Source organism: Microlunatus phosphovorus NM-1 (genome assembly GCF_000270245.1).
GTDB lineage: Bacteria > Actinomycetota > Actinomycetes > Propionibacteriales > Propionibacteriaceae > Microlunatus > Microlunatus phosphovorus.
The window spans coordinates 1,506,480-1,524,773 of sequence record NC_015635.1 but is presented as its reverse complement, the minus strand read 5'-3'; the positions used below and the strand labels follow the sequence as shown (position 1 = coordinate 1,524,773).

Here is an 18,294-nt window from a genome sequence, read left to right as displayed (position 1 = left end):
AACTCGCAAACCGACCTCGTGCCACGGTAAGCGCCGCGTGAGGGATCGTCAGGACAGCTGGTTCACCGTCAGGCTGATCGAGTACGGGCTCAATGCAGCGTCGGTCTTCGCCAACACGTCAGCGATCTTCGGGGTCGGTTCGTTCACGCAGTCCACCTGTATGCGCTTGGGGTGATCGGCCGACTCCGGATAAGTGCTGACGAGGCCTTCGTCGAGCATGAACGCTGCGTAGTTGTTGATCTTCTCGATGAGGCGGTCGACCTCCTCGCCGGAGTCGGTCCAAGGCCGATCGTGACTGATGATCATGGCAAAGGCACCGTCCGGCGCCCGCGTGATCAGGTCGATCACACCCGGATCGTCGATGCCAGCCACCCGATGAGGCTAGCGCTCCGCCACATCCGTCGAACCGTAGGTTCAAGGGCCGGATCATCTTGGGACTACAGCGATCGCCACTCTCGACCAATGCACCATCGAGAAGACCTCCAGACTTCTTCAACTCGTGGACTGCGAGATCTACGCATGCGTCTTCAGAGGTGACCTCAGCACCCTCCTCATCGACGGACGCGGCCACCGACGATTGCTACGACCTCGGCGGCTACGGCGATTCCTCACTTGCCGAGACCGCAGCTCGTGCGCTGACACAGGTGCAAGGATCGATCCGGGCATGAAACGCTGCCGATGCTCGTTGTTGTCGGCCGTCATGCACCATGAGTTCATGATCCAGTGGTCGGCGATGAGTGCTGGGCGCGTGCGGAGCCCTCGCCAGCAAGGCCATCCACTCCCTGGGCAAGATCCCTGGACCCGAAGCCGAAACAGCACTCCGCGACCTCCTCCGACACCACGACCCGTCGCTGAGCGCCACCGCGCAACGCGTCCTGAATCGGCGGCTTACCAACCCGCCAGAATCAGATCGGATGCGGATCATCAAGCCGCTTGACGACTGATCGAATGCACGGAGTTGAGAGATGACCTACTTTCCTGACTTGTCGGACTACACCTATCTCCCGCTACGGAACCCGATGCTCACCATCGGCTGGCTCGACCGCGACCACGCCTTCACGACCGGGCCGGTGCCACCCCAAGTCATCGCCGCGCTGACAACCCTGGCGGCCCATCAGCACAACATCACGCGCGGCGTCCACAACTGTCACTTCTGTGACGAAGAATCGCCACTCAAGCTACCCGCCGACGCACGACGAGGCTACGTATTCCTCGGCATGGGCGAACTCCATGTTCTGGCACCCGACGGAACCACCTACAGCGCGCCCTCGCTGATCATCCACTACATCCTCCAGCACAACTACCAGCCACCCACCGAGTTCATCGACGCCGTGCTCGATGGCCAGCCCTGCCCGCTGAATTTTTGCTGAGCCAGCTACCCAGATCGCCTTGTAAGATCTATTTCCCACTTCGCTAGTGTTGTTCGGCTGCCTGTACTTCAGCAATCCTTCTCGATCTCAGGCAAGCAGTTGATACAAATCTACGAATGGGAGTGATGGAGATGATCGATCACTCGCTCCACGACGAGTCCTCCGTGTGTCGCAACGCAGATGTCGCGCTCCGACCTTTAGTCAATACGGCGGATGGACAGCCGCCCGCCGTGCACTCCTCATCGACGTCGTACTCCCCGTGCTCGAACTCGTAGTGAAAGCACACATAGTGCATTTGCTCAAAAACATCGAACTGCGAGGCGCTCACCCGTACAGGACGACCGCACCGGCGACACTCCATACTCATACGCCGAGCATGCCACCTACGGCGCATCCTACGCCTGCCCGCCGTACGCCAAGCATTGCCGACCCCGACGATGACGAGCCTCGAGAGAGTTCGAGATCGATCTGCTCACGGGCACCGCAACTCCCCCGTTAGCGGCCGGGTAGCTTGCACTAGCGTGGTCCAACTCCTTGCCCTGGCCGACCTGCCCACCGGCTTCACCTACCCACCCTCGTTCATCAGAGTCGTTCATCTCGGTCTGATCGATCTCGAGCCGTGGGCGATCTTGAGCGGCGACCCGCTCCAGCGACGGTTCCGTGGTTTGGCAGGCAGATTCCCGAACCGACGGCTGGTGCCTTTTTGCCAACCGGCAGGACACCGACGATGTTGCCTGTTGGGATCTGCGTCGAGACCCTCAGCAGGTTGTCGTCATTCACGACTTCGCAGACCCTGGCTGGGAGCATCGCGCCGAATATCCCACCTTCTACGCATGGCGCCAAGCGATCGAGGATCTGATCGAATTTGACTGAGGATGCCTGTTACGAGTGGGACGACCTTCTCGGGTCGTTGCGGGCGGTGATCATCGGAGTCAGCGACGCGTTGCCCGAGCAAGACCTGACGAATGCGTGGGAGCTTCTCGAAGCCGGCGAGCCTGGGATCGCGCTGCAGAACCTGTGCACGCGACTCTACGAATACGACGCGACCCTCGACCCCGAGGTCGTCGAGCAGATCCGTCGGCTGGCTATCGCGATGAGCCTGGACCCTGAACGTGTCCTGCGGGGACTGCAATGACAAGAAGCCGTCGCACGATCAGGTCGCGCCGACCACCGCCGCCACTTCTGGTGGCAGCGGGTAAGGGAGCTCGATCGGTAACGAGGAACGGCGATCGTCCGGAGCACGTTCGCGGAGTTCCTCCACCATCGCGGTGATGTCCTCGATCCCGACGACCCAGTCGTCGACGTACCGTTCGACTGCCACGCCGCCTAGTCCGACCTGGAGGGATCGCCAGGCCAAGGGTTCCAGCCGTACGTCGCGCTCGGGGTCCCACTGCACGCGTACCGGACTGGCCGCCTTGCGCTGCTGCCAGACCTCCTGGTCGGCGTACACCGCCGGATCGAAATGGCTGAGTGAGGCCATCGAGAGGGCCTCCTCGAACCCGCTGCGCAGCATCCGAATGGCCAGCACCCGTTCCTGACCGGGCTTGGTCGCCCAGCCGCAGCGATACATCATCCAGAGGAAGGACGGTTTGATCCAGGTCATCCGCTCCCGCCGGAACGGGGGCACGAATCCACCCGCCGCAACCGCGGCACTGGCGATCGCCGGCGAGTACGCCTGATAGACGGTGATCGTGTCCTCGTCATGGACGGCGCGGACCTGGCGAAACGGCGGTTTACTCATCGGCCATCATTATGGCCATGGCCATCCGGCATCTGCACGCCGATTTCCCCGGCCGACCCTGTACGGCACCACCAAGTTCGCGGACGGCGACCTCAGCCGGCGCGACGGAGCGTCCCGGTGAGTCGCGCCTACCCCGATATCGCCGAACATCTGCCGGTTGAGATCACCGGGGCCGATGTCGAGGGCGCGGTCCTGACGATCTGGGGCTCGACTGGACCTTGACCATCCTCGCGCCGTGGGAGGGAACCTTGGAGGGACGCGCAATCTATTCCGACGATGACGACCTCGCCGTCCAGGTCCGCTCGGTGGTCGGCGAAGCACTGCTCGGGGTAGGCCCCGTCGACCTCGACGACACGGGATTCCAGTTCAGCAACGGTGCCTTGTTCGTGCCACCGCACCCCACCGAGTCCGCCTGGCGTCTCCGGCTGCCTCACGACGAGTTCTACGGTCGTCCGGGGGCGCCGTGATGAGGTCCGCGACGACCTCATGCCCTGGAGATGCGGAAGTAGAGTACGCGAATGATCGACGCTGCGACGGCCGCCGATGTGTGGGGGTCGCTGGCACGGGTGTCACCGGAGGCGCTCAGCCAGCTTGGGATCGGTCCTCGGGCGGCGTACGTGCTCGGGGAGGTCGGGCTCCCGGTTGCGGTGGATCCGCTGTTCGTCTTCACGCCCGTGGAGTCGATGCCGTCCGATCGACGACCCGGCCCCCCTATCCGCTTCGGCACCGACGGCGGCAGTTCGCTGTGCCTGGTGCCACCAGACGGTGCCGTCATCTCTGTCACCGCGACGTCGGACCTGCGACAGCGGTATGTCAATGCCGACCTCGGGTCGTTCGCCAGCTTCCTCCTCGAGGTCTGCCGGATCCGACGTCAGTTCGCGGAGTTGGACGACACACAGCTCGATACCGCGCTCGATGATCTTCAGAAGCGGCTGCGAAGTATGGACGAGACAGCCCTGGCAGATCCGGAACACTGGTGGTCGGTGATCTTCGAGCAGCTTCGCGACGGACTGCTGTGAGCCGGGACGCCTACGATCAGCTGACCGAGATCCTTCATCCGATCCGGCCCGACTGAGTCGGCACCTAGTGTCGAACCGGGTCATCACCATGCGGAGCGTCGGCTTGGGAGAGAACTTCGTCGTACACGCTGAGCAACTGAGACAAGAAGGTCGAGACGACCTGCTGCTCCTGCGGATTCAGCGCCCCTACGACCCTCTCGACCCCAACGATCAGAGGCGTCACCAAACCTTCGGCTGAGGTCACCGAATCAGCCGCCGGAATGATCACGACCTTGCGACGGTCTGTGGGATGCGGATGACGACTCACGTGGCCCGCAGCTTGGAGCCGGTCGAGCACCAGCGTCATCGCTGCTGTGGAGATCGTCAGCTGACGAGCGAGTTCGGTCGGCGTGGCCTGCCCTTCGCGCATCAGATGCTCCATTGCCGCAAGGCCGGCCGGATCGACGCTCAGACTGTCCGCGAGATGTCGTTCGAACTGCTGCTGCCGGCGGGTCATCAACTCGAGCTGGTCAGCTATGCCGTCGGCCGGATTGACATCCATGGAGCCATGGTAAACAATCAAGATTGTCAATGTTTTTGATAATCAAGGACTTTTCTAATGTCTCTCGACCAGCCCGTCCGCTACCGATGGCTCATCCTCGCCGTGATGCTGACGGCTGAGGTGATGGACTTGCTCGACGCCACCATCGTCAACGTCGCGGGTCCCTCACTCGAGCAGTCCTTGGGCACCAGCTCCGTCGGCCTGCAATGGGTGATCGGCGGCTACGCCCTCGCTCTTGGCGCCGGACTGGTCCTCGGCGGTCGGCTCGGTGACCGATTCGGACGGCGGCGGATGTTCCTCGGCGGCCTCCTTGCCTTCACCATCGCCTCCCTGCTCTGCGCTTTGGCCCCCACGGTCAGTGCTTTGATCGTGGTGCGGCTGATCCAGGGCGCAGCAGGCGCCATGCTGCTGCCACAGGGACTTGGTCTGTTGCGGGAGAACTTCTCCGGTCCGGAGCTCGTCACGGTGTTCGGCATCTTCGGCCCCGTCCTCGGACTCGGCGGAATCATCGGCCCGGTGCTCGGCGGCGCACTGATCGAGGCCGACCTGTTCGGAATCGGCTGGCGCCTGGTGTTCCTGGTCAATGTCCCGATCGGACTGATTGCGGTCGCGGTGGCGTGGCGCATCCTTCCTCGCCGCCCCGGTGACCGTGCGGCGAGCGTCGACGTGCCGGGGGCCGCACTGGTCGCCGCGGCTTCGGGACTCCTGGTGCTGCCACTCAACTTCGGCCCTGAGAATGACTGGCCCTGGTGGACCTGGGCGAGCCTGGCTGCCTCCGTCGTCGGCTTCGGCCTGTTCGTCCTCCAGCAGCGCCGCCTGGCCAGGATCGGCGGGGTGCCGTTGGTCACGCCGACGATCTTCACTCGCCGGGCATACACGGTCGGACTCGGTGGGATCGCCTTGTTCTTCGCCGGGCTGATCGGCACTCAGCTCGTCCTCACCCTGTTTCTGCAGATCGGTCAGGATTTCACCGCCGGCGAAGCCGGACTCGGCAACCTCCCGTTGGCGGTGGGCACGGCGATTGGCGGCGCGCTCAGTGGTGCCGTGCTCGCGGCAAAGCTCGGTCGGGCGGTGTTGCAGCTCGGTCCCGTCATTCAACTCCTCGGCGCCTTGGTGTTGTGGTTCCAGCTCGGCTCGCTCGCGGTTCCGTTCTCGATCTGGCCGTTGGTTCCCGCCATCGTGGTCGCCGGCGTCGGCTCAGGGATGGTCATCGCCGCTCTGTTCAGCGTCATCCTCGCCGCCGTCGATGATCATGAGATCGGATCCGCGTCCGGCGTACTGTCCGCCGTGCAATCGATCGCAGGCTCGGTCGGGGTCGCCGTCTTCGGCTCCGTGTTTTTCGACGCGGTCAAGACGAGCACTCCTGCCACGGGGTTCCGGGACGCCCTCGTCGTCCAGGGTGGTCTCCTGCTGGTCTTCTTGGCCCTGACCTTCGCCTTCCCTCAGCACCCGCGGCCCGACGATCACGCCGTACCCGAAGCGACACCCGAGTCCGATCACGGGCCGGTCGCTGTCTCCACCGAGGAAAGCCGATGAGTACCACCGTTTTGATCTCCGGCGCCAGTGTGGCCGGCCCTGCCCTGGCCTACTGGCTCAACCACTATGGCTTCGACGTCACCGTGGTCGAACGGGCCCCCGGGCCCCGCGAAACCGGACAGAACATCGACCTTCGCGGTGCTGGGCGCGAGGTGGCTCGCCGGATGGGGATCGAGGAGGCGATTCGCAGCGCCTCGACCGGCGAGATCGGCGTCCGCTTCGTCGATGCCGACGACAAGACCGTCGGAGCATTCCCCCGCGGGAAGGGCGATTCAGACGGTGCGACCGCAGGACTCGAGATCCTTCGCGGCGACCTCGCCCGACTGCTGATAGAGCGGAGCCAAGACCGCGTCAGCTACGTCTACGGCGACCACATCGCCACACTCAACGACACCGGAGACGAGGTCGAGGTCACGTTCGCCCATGGACCGGAACGCGCCTTTGACCTGGTCGTGGCGGCCGACGGGGTCGGGTCGAGCACCCGCCGCCTCATCGTGGGCAACGAGGCTCAGATCAAGCCGCTCAACATGTACACGGCGTGGATGACCATCCCGAAAGCCGACACGGATACTGCGTGGGCCAGATGGTTCAACGCCCCGGGGAGCAGGACCTCCACCATCCGCCCGGACAACGTCGGCACCGCCCGCGCCACCCTGTCGTTCATGACCGAGCGCCGAGGCTACGAAGACCTCGATATCGAGGGTGTGAAAGCGGTGTTGCGGCAACGGTTCGCCGGCGTCGGATGGGAGGTTCCGCGGATCCTCGATGCCCTCGACGACACCGACGTCTACTTCGAGTCCATGGGCCAGGTCCGCGCCACGCACTGGTCTCGCGGTCGCAGCGCGCTTCTCGGCGATGCCGGCTACTGCGCAACGCCGGTCAGCGGCATGGGTACCAGCCTCGCCATCACCGGCGCCTACGTCCTCGCCGGCGAGCTGTCCAGGAGCAGAGACCACCGTCAGGCCTTCGCGGCCTACGAAGCTCTCATGCGCCCGTACGTCGACCAGGCGCAGAAGCTCTCGCCTGGCGCACCCCGGCTGGCCAATCCAAAGACGATGGTCGGCATCGCGGCGTTCAACACCGGCATCCGGATCGCCGCCACGCCAGTGATCAGCAGACTGGCCCGGAAGATCTTCACCCCGCCCGCCGACCACATCGACCTTCCCGACTATTCGCCCAGCTGAAGCAGCCAGGCGCCGATTCAGCGGACCGCACTCCCGCCCGGGGCCGCATCGACCGACGGGCTCATGGCTTGCAGGAAGTCGAGCAGGCCGCCGGAGACCACATAGCCCCGGCCGGGAGTGACGGCGACCGGGGCCCGCCGCGGCAGATTGACGCCCAGCAGTTCGCCGTCATAGTCCACATTCGGCTGCAGCAGCACCCCGCAGCGGGCCTTGCGGATCGTCTTGGTCCAGTGCGAATACATGCTGCGCAGGTCGTCGGAGCGGCCGGCTGCGATCACCAGCAAGTCCGCGGGCCGGGCCGAGACGAGCCCGGCAATGGCCTGGTCGCTGTCGGCGAACTGCTCGGCATCGTCGACCAGCAGCACCAACATGCCCTTGTGCACCCGGGCAGCGGCCAACACCGCGACCGCGTCCTCCTCCCCCACCGCGCACCGGTCGAGCCCGGCCTGCGGCAACGGTGAACGACGACCGCACACGCCCCAGACCGCGAGCCCGGCATCCCGGAGAGTCTCGGCGAGCGCGAGCAGCAGCGTCGACTTCCCGGAGCGAGCCGGCCCGGCGATCAGCACATGCTCGCCCTCGTACGCCTCGATCGTCGCGACGCCCAGATCCGACTCACGGACACCCACCGGCAGCCGGCGAGGCTCGGTGTCAAAGCTCGCGGCCGCGCCGAGCTGGGTCACGGTGACCGACGTCGGCAACTGGCCCACCACCGGCGCCTTGGCCGGCGGGTTCCCCCAGCGCCGAGCGATCGCGGCCACGGTCTCTGCCAGCGGAAGCTCCGAGGTGGCCACATGGGCGTGCAGCTTGGACTCTGCCAGCACGCACCGGCCCGGCACGGCCGGCGGAGCGAGTTTCGCCGGCACACCGGAGGAGCTGTAGTCGTACGGGTCGGCCAGCCGGAACAGCCAGCGCTGAGTGGTCACCTCTTCGATGGCACTCGGCACACCCTTGGCGCGGGCGGTCGCGATCGCGGTCCAGATGCCGACCTCGGGACCGTCGGCGTACACGCGATAGAAGCCGTCGAGCAGCTTCAGGCCCTCGAAGTCGTCGTACTCGTCACGCAGCACGCCCAGTCCGTCGACCAGGATCACCATCCGCCGATGCTGCCCGCCGACCGCCCGGCGGCGGTCCAGCTCGGCCCGGATGTACTTGAGGAACCGCACCTGCTGCTCCCGCGCACCCGACCCCGAACCGACGTACGCCACGGTGTGCGGCAGGTCGGCCAACGGTGCCAGATCCCGCGCTCCCAGATCGAGCACCAACAGGTCGAGATCGTCGGGGCTGGACGAGTCGGCCAGCGCCAGGGCAGCCGAGGCGAGCGTCGTCGACGTACCGCTGCCGGGAATGCCGAGCACCAGCAGATTGCCCCGGTCGAGGTCCCAGCCGGCCGGCAGTTGACGCTGATTGCGTGGATCGTCGGCGACCGCCATCCTCACCATCGACCCCTGGACGCCACCCACGACTGGAAGGGGCGTTTCGTTCTCCCGGGCTTCGAGAGCTGTCAATCCCAGTCTCACCCGTTCGCCGAGCGGCTCGGGCCACACCGGTCGAGGCGCGGCATAGCCGAGCTCGTCGTTCGCCGCCACCACGGCGTCGATCAGCAGGTCTAGGTCGGTCGGCGAGTCATCATCGGCAGCGCCGCTCTCCGCAGCCGGCTGGTCTCGATCGAAATGGACCGGATGGACGTCGACGAGCTTCGAGCTCTGCGCCTCCACCCGTCCCGTCACCAGCGCGGTCTGCACCGGACTGATGTCGTCCTGACCGAGCTTCACGTATGCCCTGCCCCATTGGGTCCGGCCGATCGCCGAGGCGTCCGGCACCCCGATGACGTTGGAGGAGTCCTCCTTGCTCTGCACCCGCAAAGCCACCCGGAGGTTGGTGTTGGCCAGGATGTCCTCGTTCACCACACCGGCCGGCCGCTGGGTCGCGAGGATCATGTGCACACCGAGGGTGCGGCCGACGGCGGCGACACTGACCAGCGACTTCAACACATCGGGATAGTCCTTTGCCAGCATGGCGAACTCGTCGATGACCAGCAGCAGCCGCGGCATCGGGACGTCGGGGTTGGTGGCCAGGTACGCATCCAGGTTGTCGATCCCCTCGCCGGCGCGAGCGAAGACCTGCTGCCGATAGCGCAGCTCGGCCTCCAGCGCCGTCAGGGCACGGTCGGCCAACTGCTCGTCGAGGTTGCTGACCGTGCCGATGGTGTGCGGCAGCCGCTCGCAGGTCTTGAACGCGGCCCCGCCCTTGAAGTCGATCAGGATGAAGGTCAGCCGGGTCGGATCGTTCCGGGCGGCGAGTCCGGCGACCATGGACCGGAGGAACTCGCTCTTGCCTGACCCGGTGGTGCCACCGACCAGCCCGTGCGGTCCGTCACGGACCAGGTCGATACCGAAGATCCCATTCTCGCCAATGCCCAGCGGAGTGGAGATCCGCGAAGAGCCCGCCCAGCTCTGCCGAATGGCGGCCGAGGTCAGCTCGTCGATCCCGAGCAGCGGCGGCAGCCGGACCAGGCCGGGCAGCACTCCGCCGGGCACGGACAGCTCCGGGTCGTCGAACCGCGCCAGATCGGCCGCACACGCCTGCGCCGTGTCGACGCTGATGCCCGCGAGCACCACCTCGTCCACGCTGGTGCGCGCCTCCGGATGAACCACCCGTCCTGCCGCGTCGCGCTGCACCTCGATGACCGTCGTGCAGGACGCCGGAAGCTGCTTCTCGGTCGCCGCGATCACGATCCCGGACACCTGGACGGTCGGACGATCGGGCCGGCCCAAGACCATTCCCCCGACCGGGCGGCCGTGGCCCAGCAGCTGACGCGCCGGGGCGTCGCGGCCCTCGGTGAGCACATCGGAGTCCAGTACGAGCAGCAGCGCGCGCGTGGGATGCCCGTCGATCCCGTCCCGGAGGGCGCGGAGCAGCGACTCACTCCGCCCTCGCTCGGTGGAGAGCCAGCGACCGCCGGAGCCGTCGCCCATCCGCCGTACGTGCGGCAGCCAGCCGGCCCAGCTCCACTCCGTGCTCCGGCCGGGATCACAGAAGACACCGATGGTCAGATCGGCAGGTCCGCAATGCGTGGCGGCCTGGCAGAGCAGGCTGCGAGCCACCGCCAGACAGCCGTCCCGGTCGCCCACGATGCCCACCACGCCGGCGGCAGTCAGGTCGACCTCCACCGGCGCACCGGGAACCACGGCTCCGTCGACGAGCTGCTGGACCTCCTCCTCCAACTTCCGGCTGGCGCTGCTGGCCAGCGGAGGCGCCCAGCCTGGATTGCCGACACCGGCGTTGAGGATGAGGAAGTCCGGCGACCCCGGGCGTCGCTGCCACAGCCGCGTAGTCGGCAGGTCGGCTCGTCGCAAGGTAACCGCCGGGTCCGGCGCGAGCTCGCGGCGCCGTTCGCGCTCCCGGACGGTGGTCGTCTCGAGATCGGTGCCGAACCTGGTCAGCGCCTTGTCGAACTCCTCGTCGCCCTCCTTGATGTCCTTCTTACGGCGCCGCTTCTGCTCCCAGGTGGTGCCCAGCACCATCACGGGACTGAGCGCGGCGAACAACGCGAACCGCACATCCCGCATCACTGCGACCATCACGACCGCCATCAGCAGCGGCGCGATGATCGCCGCGATCCCGAATCGGGCCGGCGGTGGTGGTGGCTTCCGGGCCGGCGGTTCGATCTGTTCCGGTGCCGGGAGCAGACCGGTGCGCGGCGGGCGGTTGTAAGGCACCGTGGCGGAGTGGGTGAGGTTGTGCAGAGTGCCTGGCGCCGGAGCCAGGGCTTCGGTCGCGCCGCGCCACAGGGTGATGGCCGCACCGCCGACCACGATCACGGCCTGATCGGTCACCTCGGTGCCGTCCTCGCCGACTTCGGTGCCGTCGACCAGGGTCCCGTTGGTCGAGCCGCTGTCTCGGACCAGCAGCCCGTCATCGGTGTGCTCGACACTCGCGTGGCTCCAGGACGCGCTGGGCGAATCGATCGTCAGATCGGCCTGCGGAGAGCGGCCGATGAGCAGCGGACGTGTCGTCGGCACCTCGACCGTCCGTCCGGCATCAAGCCCTGCCGACAGTGAGGCGGCCCAGCCGCTGATCGGCTTCGCGTGCTCGACCGGTTCCCGGCCGATTCGGCTGCCCTCCAGCAGGCTCGCGGAGCGGACCAGATCACCGGCGTCATGCTTGGCATCGTCGACCCAGAGGACCTCGTCGGCTGCCAGCGCATGGTCGCAGGCGTGCTGGACGAGATCGGCCAAGGTAGCGGTCTCGGCCGCCTGAGCCAGCTCGATCTCGCGGCTGGTCCCGTCGACGTCGATCAGCAGATGCACCCTGGTCTCCTCCCTCCGCTAGGTCGTCGGATACCAGTACAGCGAAGGCACCTTGGGCGAGACCGGACGTACAGCCGGCGAGTCCGGGGTGGCCGAGAGCACACGTACGGCTTCGGGTGCAACAGTGACCGGTCCGGAGAAGTCGAGCGCCGGTCCGGCAAGCCCCTCGGGTGCCCCGACCTTGACCTCCGCCAGCGCGGCTGCCACCGCCGCCGGCTCGGTGCTCTTGGCCGCCGCGGCAGCCCGGACCAAGGCGACGACTGCGTCATGGCTGCGTGAGTCGGCCGCCCCGGCGACCGAGCTGAACGGCACCTGGCCCAACAGATCGGTGGCTTTCGGGTCGGCTGCCAGCAGGCTGACCGCGGAGAAGTACGCCGTCGCGGCCCGGCCCGCCTCGCCCGATTGCAGCGCTGCGGCGTCCCCCACATCGAGGCCGGCCGTCACGAACACCCCGGAGAGCGAGCCGCCGGCCTTGGCGACCGCTGCCGGGAACGCCGGACTGAGCGCGTCCGACGTGAGCAGCATCGGGGTCTCGATCCCGGCACCCTGCAACGCCGCCACGAGGCGGCCCTGCAGCTCTGCGGGTCCTGAGATGACGACCGCGTCAAAGCTGCTCTGGCCCGTGCGCTGGACCTTGGCGAGCCTCCGGGCCAGCCTGTCCGGGTCGTCGCCGGCTGCGAAGGTCCTGGAGTCGACCGGTGCCAGACCCTCGATGTCACCTCCCCCGGCATCGATCAGGTACGGCCGGTGGAGGTTCTGTTGCTGGAGCGCTTCGACCAATCTCTGGTCGCCGATCTGCGCGTCCGGACCGGTCAGCCAGCTGTGCTCCGGCAAACCCTCGGCGGAGGTCTCGTACGGCAGCAGCGTCGCGAGGTTGAGCGAGGCGGCGTGCTGCAGCGCGTCCCGCAAGTGGCTGCCCGAGGTCGCGACGACGATCCCGGCGACGCCTTGCTCCGCCAGCGTGTCGATCGCCGCCTTCGCTCCGTCGGCCGTGCCCTTGTCGTTCACCGGGACCAGAGTGATCGTGGTACCGCCCGCCGCGTACCGACTCGCCGCCACCTGCGCACCCTGAGCGGCCTCTCGCCATTGCGCACCCTGGGACGGCGTGGAGGCCACACTCACCACGACGCCGATGGTCAGCCCGTCCGGTCCGTCGGCGGTGAGCTTGACACTGGTGGCCGGCGCGGGTGCCGGGTCGGTCGCCGGCGCAGGACTGCTGCACGCCGCCAGCACGACGAGCAGGAGCGCCAGTCCCGCGATCCAGAGTGATCGCGGCGATGTCCGTCGGTAGCTCATGAGCCGCCGGCAAGGTGGAACGTGTAGACGGTCCGGTGCTGCACGCTGTCAGGCAGGTCCAGCGCAAAGGCCGGCAGCTCGGCCTGCCGCTGCAATGCAGCCTCGGCCTGCGCCTGGCGCAGCATGATGCCCGACACGTCACGCTCCCGCACGGAGCCGTACGAGGTGGTCCGGTCCGCGGCCAGAGCCAGTTGATAGTCCGCCGATCGGGCTGTGTCCGCGCTCTTCGCCAAGGTGCCGACCACGCCGGAGCCCTTGACCCGCGGGTTGCCGAGGTCGAGCAGGATGTTGGCGAGATCGCGGGTCAGCTGGGTTCGGGTGCTCCCCAGATCCCGGGTCGCCGAGGAGATGTCGCCGGAGATCTGGTCGAGTGAACCGGTCATCACCGCTGACAGCGAGGTCGTCGCCTGCTTCTCGGTCTTGGCCAGTTGGCTGCGCTGCCGGTCCACGGCCTTCTTGCCCGAGCTCTCCAGCGCCTCCGCCGCCGAGCTCAGACCCTTGGCGGAGTTCTCGAACGCCTTGCCGAGCTGGGCACTGTTCTCCGCGCCCTGCTTGGAGACCTGCTCGATCGCCGAGTCGAGCTTGGTGTCGGAGGCCTGTTTCGCGGCCTCGGCCAAAGCCGTGTCGAGTTGCGTCTTGGTCGTCGTATAGGACGTCTGGACGCCGGTGAGGCCGGTACCCAGCAACTCGAGGTTCTCCACCGCCTTCTCGGCAATGGCGTGCACGTCTCCGACGCTGCTCTGGCCGGTCGACAGTCCGGCGGCGGCCGCCGTCAGGGCGGCGGACGCCTCATCGAGACTGTTCTCGACATCGACGAGCAGTTTGCCCAAACCGTCATCCTTGCTCGAGGTGTCGGTGTCCGAGATGACCTTGTCCCAGGCTTTGGCCTGGCTGTCGAGCCGAGTCTCCATCGGATCGGGGTCGGGCGAATCGAACTTCGAGCCATCGCACCGCGTCGTGACCAGGTATGCGCGAATCGCGTTGATCTGGTCGGAGGTCGGCGCACCCGGCTGGGTGCCGTCACCGACCAGTGCACAAAGCTTTTCGGCCACGTCCTTGTTCTGCCCCAGCATGGTGTCGACCCCGGACCTGCCCGAGACGGCGTCCTGGTGGATCTGATCGACCTGCTCGGTGATCTTGGGCAGCGCGGCCTGTGTGTCCGCGACGGACGTGCTGGCCTTCTCCAGCTGTGCGGCGATCTTGCTCAGGGTCCGGCTGTCCGGATCGGGACCATCGGCGTTGTCCCCCAGCTTCTCGGTCAGATCGCGGATCTCGGTGAGCTGCTTGGTCAGCGTGGCGACGGTGTCCTGGCTGTCCTTGAAGTCCTCCTCGGGATTCAGCCCCAGCGACGCACTCTGGCCCTGCTCGATGGCGTCGGTCACCTTGGCGAAGGTCTGCCGGGCGTTGTCCAGTGTGCAGGTGACCGCCGGATCATCGACGCCGCACGCATCCGGGGCGGCAGGGTCCGCCGGCCCGATCGTCTTGTTGATGGTCTGCTGGAGCTCTTCCTTGCAGTCGCCGGTCGCGGACGCGTACGCAGTCAGCAGGGCGGTGACCTGCTGCAGGCTCCCGTACACCGTTCCCCCCGCCTTCGGCGTCGTCACCTGGAAGGCACAACCGGTCCCCTTGACGCTCATCGCCGGGGCCTTGGCGGAGGTGTCGCCGAGCAGCGCATCGATCTCGCTCACCGTGCTGGACAGCTGCTGCAGGGTGCTGGAGCTGGTGGACTTCAGCGACGACTGGAGCGCCTTGTCGAGCGCGGTCAGATTCGTGTCCGACTGCTTCAGCGAGGCGTCGAGCTGCTTGGTGTCGGCCTGGAGCGCGGCGACCGTCTTGGCGCCCAGAGTCTGAGAGGTCGAGTCGAGCGTCTTGCGTACCTTCGAGACCTGAGAGCTGGCCCTGGCCAGGACCGTGTTGACGTCGCCGATCACCTCGATGGTGCGCGAGACGAGGGCCAGTTCGGAGGAGTTCTTGGGGTTGAACGCCGAGTCGACCAGAGCGCCCATCGACGGATCGGTGACCAGGCCAGGCTGTACGCCGACGTCGATGGTCGGCACCGCGAAGTTCTTCGCATCGAGCACGAGCCGCAAAGTGGCGGTCGCCGACAACTGGGGCGGTGCAAGGATCGTGGCCCACTGAACCTGGGTCGTCTGGTCGCTCCCCTGGCCGAGCACGCCGTTGGTGACGTCCTTCGCATTGGCGGGTTCGCCATCGTCCCCAGGCTCGGTGACCACGGTCGCGGGATCGACGCCCGGCAGCGAGGCGGACGCGACCACGGTCAGCGGCGCGCCGACCATCGCGGTCTCGGTGCGGGACCGACCACCCGCGTCATAGTTCACCTGCTGCGGCTCCACCGTCAGGTTCTGCACAGTCAGGTCGATGATCACCCGGCCCGAATAGCCCTTCAGGTCGGCAAGATCGGTGCCCGAGGACTGCTCGGTCCGATACGAGGTCTGGACTCGTACCGGCAGTTGGTCGACGGCCTGGCTCGGATCGTAGGAGGACGACGTGGTGTCGAACTCGCCGGTGGCCGCCCGGGTGATGACCACACTGTCGCCCAGCTGGTCGATGGAGCCGTCATTGCCCAGCGACGCGGTGACCGACTGCAGCAGACGGTCACCCGCGGCGGGTGGCGCCACCACGGTTTCGGGCTTCTCCGGTGGCCGCGACCGTATCAGGACGAGCGTCGTGACGAGGGCACCAAGGATCAGCGCCACCCCTCCGGCCAAGAGAACTTTGCCTTTCGGGGTGAACTGCGACAAACCGGCTAACAAGAACTGACCTTCCACACTCGACCACGGAGTCGCCTCCACGGGGGGCGACTCTGACGGGCGGCTCTGACACCCATGCCGAGCCGAAGTCCCGGGACATGCTAAGTCGATCAAGGGGTCAGGCCGAATTATGTCGAGGCGCGCACCTCGTGCTCTCTCGGTCCGCGAGGGAGCAAGGACGCCCGCGGCGCGTCGACGACTCAGCGTGTGAGGATGCTGCGGTGGGCCTCGACGACCGCTTCCCACTGCTCCATGAACCCGATCGCAAGACTGCTGAAATACTAGAGATGGACATCTGATATATCTCACCGCTACAGTACGTGCACCGCCGGCTGAGATCGGCCGCAGAAGGAGAGACTATGGACCTGGCACATCGGCTGGAGCGTCTCGGCACCGAGACGGCCTTCGCGGTCGCGCAAGCAGCGGCCGCCTGGACCGCCAAGGGGAATCGGGTCTACCCGTTCCACCTCGGTGACATCAACATCCCGACCGCCCCGCACATCATCGAGGCGATGAATGCGGCGATTGCCGATGGCAAGACGGGCTACTGCCCCGGCGCCGGCATCCCCCCACTGCGCGAGGCGCTCGCCGAGGACATCGGCTCCCGACGCGGCACCAGCGTCGATCCCGGCAGCATCGTGGTGATGACCGGTGGCAAGCCGGTGATCACGAAGTTCCTGCAGACCGTGATGAACCCTGGCCAGGAAGTCCTCTACCCGAACCCCGGCTTCCCGATCTACGAGTCACAGATCGAGTACCTGGGTGGCACCGGGCTGCCGTACCGGTATGTGCCGACCGAGGACGGATTCGCGATCGACCTGGATCAGGTCCGCTCGCTGATCACCCCCAATACGGTCGCGATCATCTACAACGACCTGCAGAACCCGATCTCGGCCGAGTCGACCGCCGCCGAGCGCGAGGCGATCGCCGCCCTGGCGCAGGAGCACGACCTGTGGGTGCTCTCCGACGAGGCGTACTTCGAGATGCGCTACGAGGGCGAGTCCACCTCGATCACGACCATTCCCGGGATGGCGGAGCGCACGGTCATCCTCTACACCTTCAGCAAGAAGTTCGCGATGACCGGCTCCCGGCTCGGCTGCGCGGTGGCTCCGCCGGAGGTCGCGTCGATCTTCGCCACGCTCAACACCAACGACGAGTCGTGCACCACCCACTATGTGCAGTGGGCCGGCATCGAGGCACTCCGCGGCACCCAGCAGCCCGTGTTCGACATGCTCGACATCCTGCGCGAGCGCCGCGACGAGACCTGCCGGCTGGTCAACGAGATTCCCGGGATGCAGGTCGCGGTGCCGAAGTCCACCTTCTATGTGTTCCCCGATGTCACCGGTGCGATGCAGCGCATGGGGTTCGCCACGGTCGGCGAGTTCGCCGAGCAGGCGCTCTACAACACCGGCATGTCGTTCTGCACCCGGCAGCACTTCGGGCGCCGTCAGCCGGGCGAGGAGCGGGACTACATCCGGCTCGCGTACTCAGGAATCGACCTTGCTGACATCCAGGAGGGCCTCGGCCGGCTGAAGGACTGGGTGGCGTCGGCATGAGCAAGATCGTCGTCACCGGCCGGATCCCGGAGGTCGCCGTCGAACGGCTGCGCGCCGAGCATGAGGTCGACGCGTGGTCGGCGGCCGAGGCAATCAGCCGCGAGGAGCTGCTGGCCCGCGTGGCCGGTGCCGACGCGTTGCTGACCTTGCTCACCGAGCGGGTCGATGCGGAGCTGTTGAACGCGGCCGGACCGCAGCTGAAGGTGGTCGCCAACGTCGCGGTCGGGTACGACAACGTCGATGTGCCGGCGTGCACCGCACGGGGCATCATCGCCACTAACACGCCGGGCGTCTTGACCGAGGCAACCGCCGATGTCGCCTTCGCGTTGATTCTGATGGCGACCCGGCGGACCGGTGAGGGCGAGCGGGTCATCCGCTCCGGCCAGCCGTGGAAGTGGGGCATGTTCTATCTGCTCGGCAGCGGCCTGCAGGGCAAGACTCTCGGCGTCGTCGGCATGGGCGGGATCGGGCAGGCAACCGCTCGCCGGGCCCGGGCCTTCGGCATGGACGTGATCTATCAGTCACGCAGTGAGCTGGCGCCGGAAGTGGCCGCCGAGCTCGGTGCCCGCCGGGTCGAGTTGGACGAGCTGCTGGCCACCGCCGACGTGGTCTCGTTGCACTGCCCGTACAGTCCGGCCACCCACCACCTGATCGGTGCGGAACAGTTTGCCGCGATGCGCGATTCGGCGTACCTGGTGAACACCGCACGCGGTCCGATCGTGGATGAAGCAGCGTTGGCGGACGCCCTCCGGGACGGTCAGATCGCCGGCGCCGGACTGGATGTCTACGAGCACGAGCCTCAGGTGCACCCCGGGCTGCTGGAGCTGGACAACGTTGCGTTGCTGCCGCACCTCGGCTCGGCGACCGTTGAGACCCGCACGGCGATGGCCAACCTGGCGGCCGACAACGCGCTCGCGGTTCTCGCCGGTACGCAGCCGCCGACACCCATCGAGAAGTAGTTTCTGGG

The 18,294-nt window shown here is 66.9% G+C and carries 15 protein-coding genes; 9 read left to right on the top strand and 6 right to left on the bottom strand.

All coding sequences use genetic code 11. The annotated features are described in order from the left end of the window. Positions 1-48: 48 nt before the first annotated feature. Positions 49-372, bottom strand: coding sequence for a DUF6572 domain-containing protein (locus tag MLP_RS06810; RefSeq protein ID WP_013862296.1), 324 nt, complete (start codon positions 370-372; stop codon positions 49-51). A 593-nt stretch (positions 373-965) separates the two neighbouring features. Here MLP_RS06810 and MLP_RS06800 point away from each other — a divergent pair. The 3 genes from MLP_RS06800 to MLP_RS06785 all read left to right on the top strand — a co-directional run bounded on the left by MLP_RS06800 (position 966) and on the right by MLP_RS06785 (position 2,505). Further along, complete coding sequence (locus MLP_RS06800) at positions 966-1,370, top strand: DUF7919 family protein (protein ID WP_013862294.1); 405 nt, start codon at positions 966-968, stop codon at positions 1,368-1,370. Between the two features lie 660 nt (positions 1,371-2,030). Next, positions 2,031-2,243, top strand: a complete 213-nt coding sequence (locus MLP_RS28510; protein ID WP_013862293.1) for a hypothetical protein — start codon at positions 2,031-2,033, stop codon at positions 2,241-2,243. Next, the gene (locus MLP_RS06785; protein WP_013862292.1) at positions 2,236-2,505 is read left to right on the top strand and encodes a MafI family immunity protein; all 270 of its coding nucleotides are present in this window, start codon (positions 2,236-2,238) and stop codon (positions 2,503-2,505) included. Before MLP_RS28510 ends, MLP_RS06785 begins: the two co-directional genes overlap by 8 nt. Before the next feature lie 18 nt (positions 2,506-2,523). Here the strand turns inward: MLP_RS06785 and MLP_RS06780 are convergent, their stop codons facing one another. After that, the gene (locus MLP_RS06780) at positions 2,524-3,111 is read right to left on the bottom strand and encodes a DUF4291 domain-containing protein (RefSeq protein WP_013862291.1); all 588 of its coding nucleotides are present in this window, start codon (positions 3,109-3,111) and stop codon (positions 2,524-2,526) included. Positions 3,112-3,359: 248 nt separating this feature from the next. On the opposite strand from MLP_RS06780, the gene MLP_RS06775 reads away from it, so the two are divergent. Next, positions 3,360-3,578 (top strand): hypothetical protein, encoded by a 219-nt coding sequence (locus MLP_RS06775; protein ID WP_156821065.1) that lies wholly within the window; start codon positions 3,360-3,362, stop codon positions 3,576-3,578. Between the two features lie 51 nt (positions 3,579-3,629). Next, positions 3,630-4,130, top strand: coding sequence for an SUKH-4 family immunity protein (locus tag MLP_RS06770; RefSeq protein ID WP_013862289.1), 501 nt, complete (start codon positions 3,630-3,632; stop codon positions 4,128-4,130). Between the two features lie 64 nt (positions 4,131-4,194). Here the strand turns inward: MLP_RS06770 and MLP_RS06765 are convergent, their stop codons facing one another. Next, positions 4,195-4,671 carry a MarR family winged helix-turn-helix transcriptional regulator gene (locus MLP_RS06765; RefSeq protein WP_013862288.1) on the bottom strand — a complete coding sequence of 159 codons (477 nt, stop codon included), beginning with the start codon at positions 4,669-4,671 and terminating at the stop codon, positions 4,195-4,197. A gap of 57 nt (positions 4,672-4,728) precedes the next feature. Between MLP_RS06765 and MLP_RS06760 the strand changes: the two genes are divergently transcribed. Together MLP_RS06760 and MLP_RS06755 are read left to right on the top strand one after the other, a co-directional pair. Then, complete coding sequence (locus tag MLP_RS06760; RefSeq protein ID WP_013862287.1) at positions 4,729-6,207, top strand: MFS transporter; 1,479 nt, start codon at positions 4,729-4,731, stop codon at positions 6,205-6,207. Further along, complete coding sequence (locus MLP_RS06755) at positions 6,204-7,391, top strand: FAD-dependent monooxygenase (RefSeq protein WP_013862286.1); 1,188 nt, start codon at positions 6,204-6,206, stop codon at positions 7,389-7,391. The genes MLP_RS06760 and MLP_RS06755 overlap by 4 nt, the downstream gene beginning before the upstream one ends. A gap of 17 nt (positions 7,392-7,408) precedes the next feature. Here MLP_RS06755 and MLP_RS06750 read toward each other — a convergent pair whose 3' ends face one another. The 3 genes from MLP_RS06750 to MLP_RS06740 are packed head-to-tail and all read right to left on the bottom strand — an operon-like array spanning position 7,409 to position 15,642. Beyond that, complete coding sequence (locus MLP_RS06750) at positions 7,409-11,704, bottom strand: FtsK/SpoIIIE domain-containing protein (RefSeq protein WP_013862285.1); 4,296 nt, start codon at positions 11,702-11,704, stop codon at positions 7,409-7,411. A gap of 18 nt (positions 11,705-11,722) precedes the next feature. Then, a complete protein-coding gene (locus MLP_RS06745) occupies positions 11,723-13,000 on the bottom strand; it encodes a type 1 periplasmic-binding domain-containing protein (RefSeq protein WP_013862284.1) in 1,278 nt (425 codons plus the stop codon). Further along, a complete protein-coding gene (locus MLP_RS06740; RefSeq protein ID WP_156821064.1) occupies positions 12,997-15,642 on the bottom strand; it encodes a hypothetical protein in 2,646 nt (881 codons plus the stop codon). Before MLP_RS06740 ends, MLP_RS06745 begins: the two co-directional genes overlap by 4 nt. Before the next feature lie 488 nt (positions 15,643-16,130). Here MLP_RS06740 and MLP_RS06735 point away from each other — a divergent pair, with 488 nt between their 5' ends. After that, entirely contained in the window at positions 16,131-17,327 is a 1,197-nt protein-coding gene (locus MLP_RS06735; RefSeq protein WP_013862282.1) for a pyridoxal phosphate-dependent aminotransferase, read from the top strand. Continuing rightward, positions 17,324-18,286: a 2-hydroxyacid dehydrogenase gene (locus MLP_RS06730; protein WP_013862281.1), complete on the top strand. Its 963-nt coding sequence runs from the start codon at positions 17,324-17,326 to the stop codon at positions 18,284-18,286. Before MLP_RS06735 ends, MLP_RS06730 begins: the two co-directional genes overlap by 4 nt. Positions 18,287-18,294: the final 8 nt, after the last annotated feature.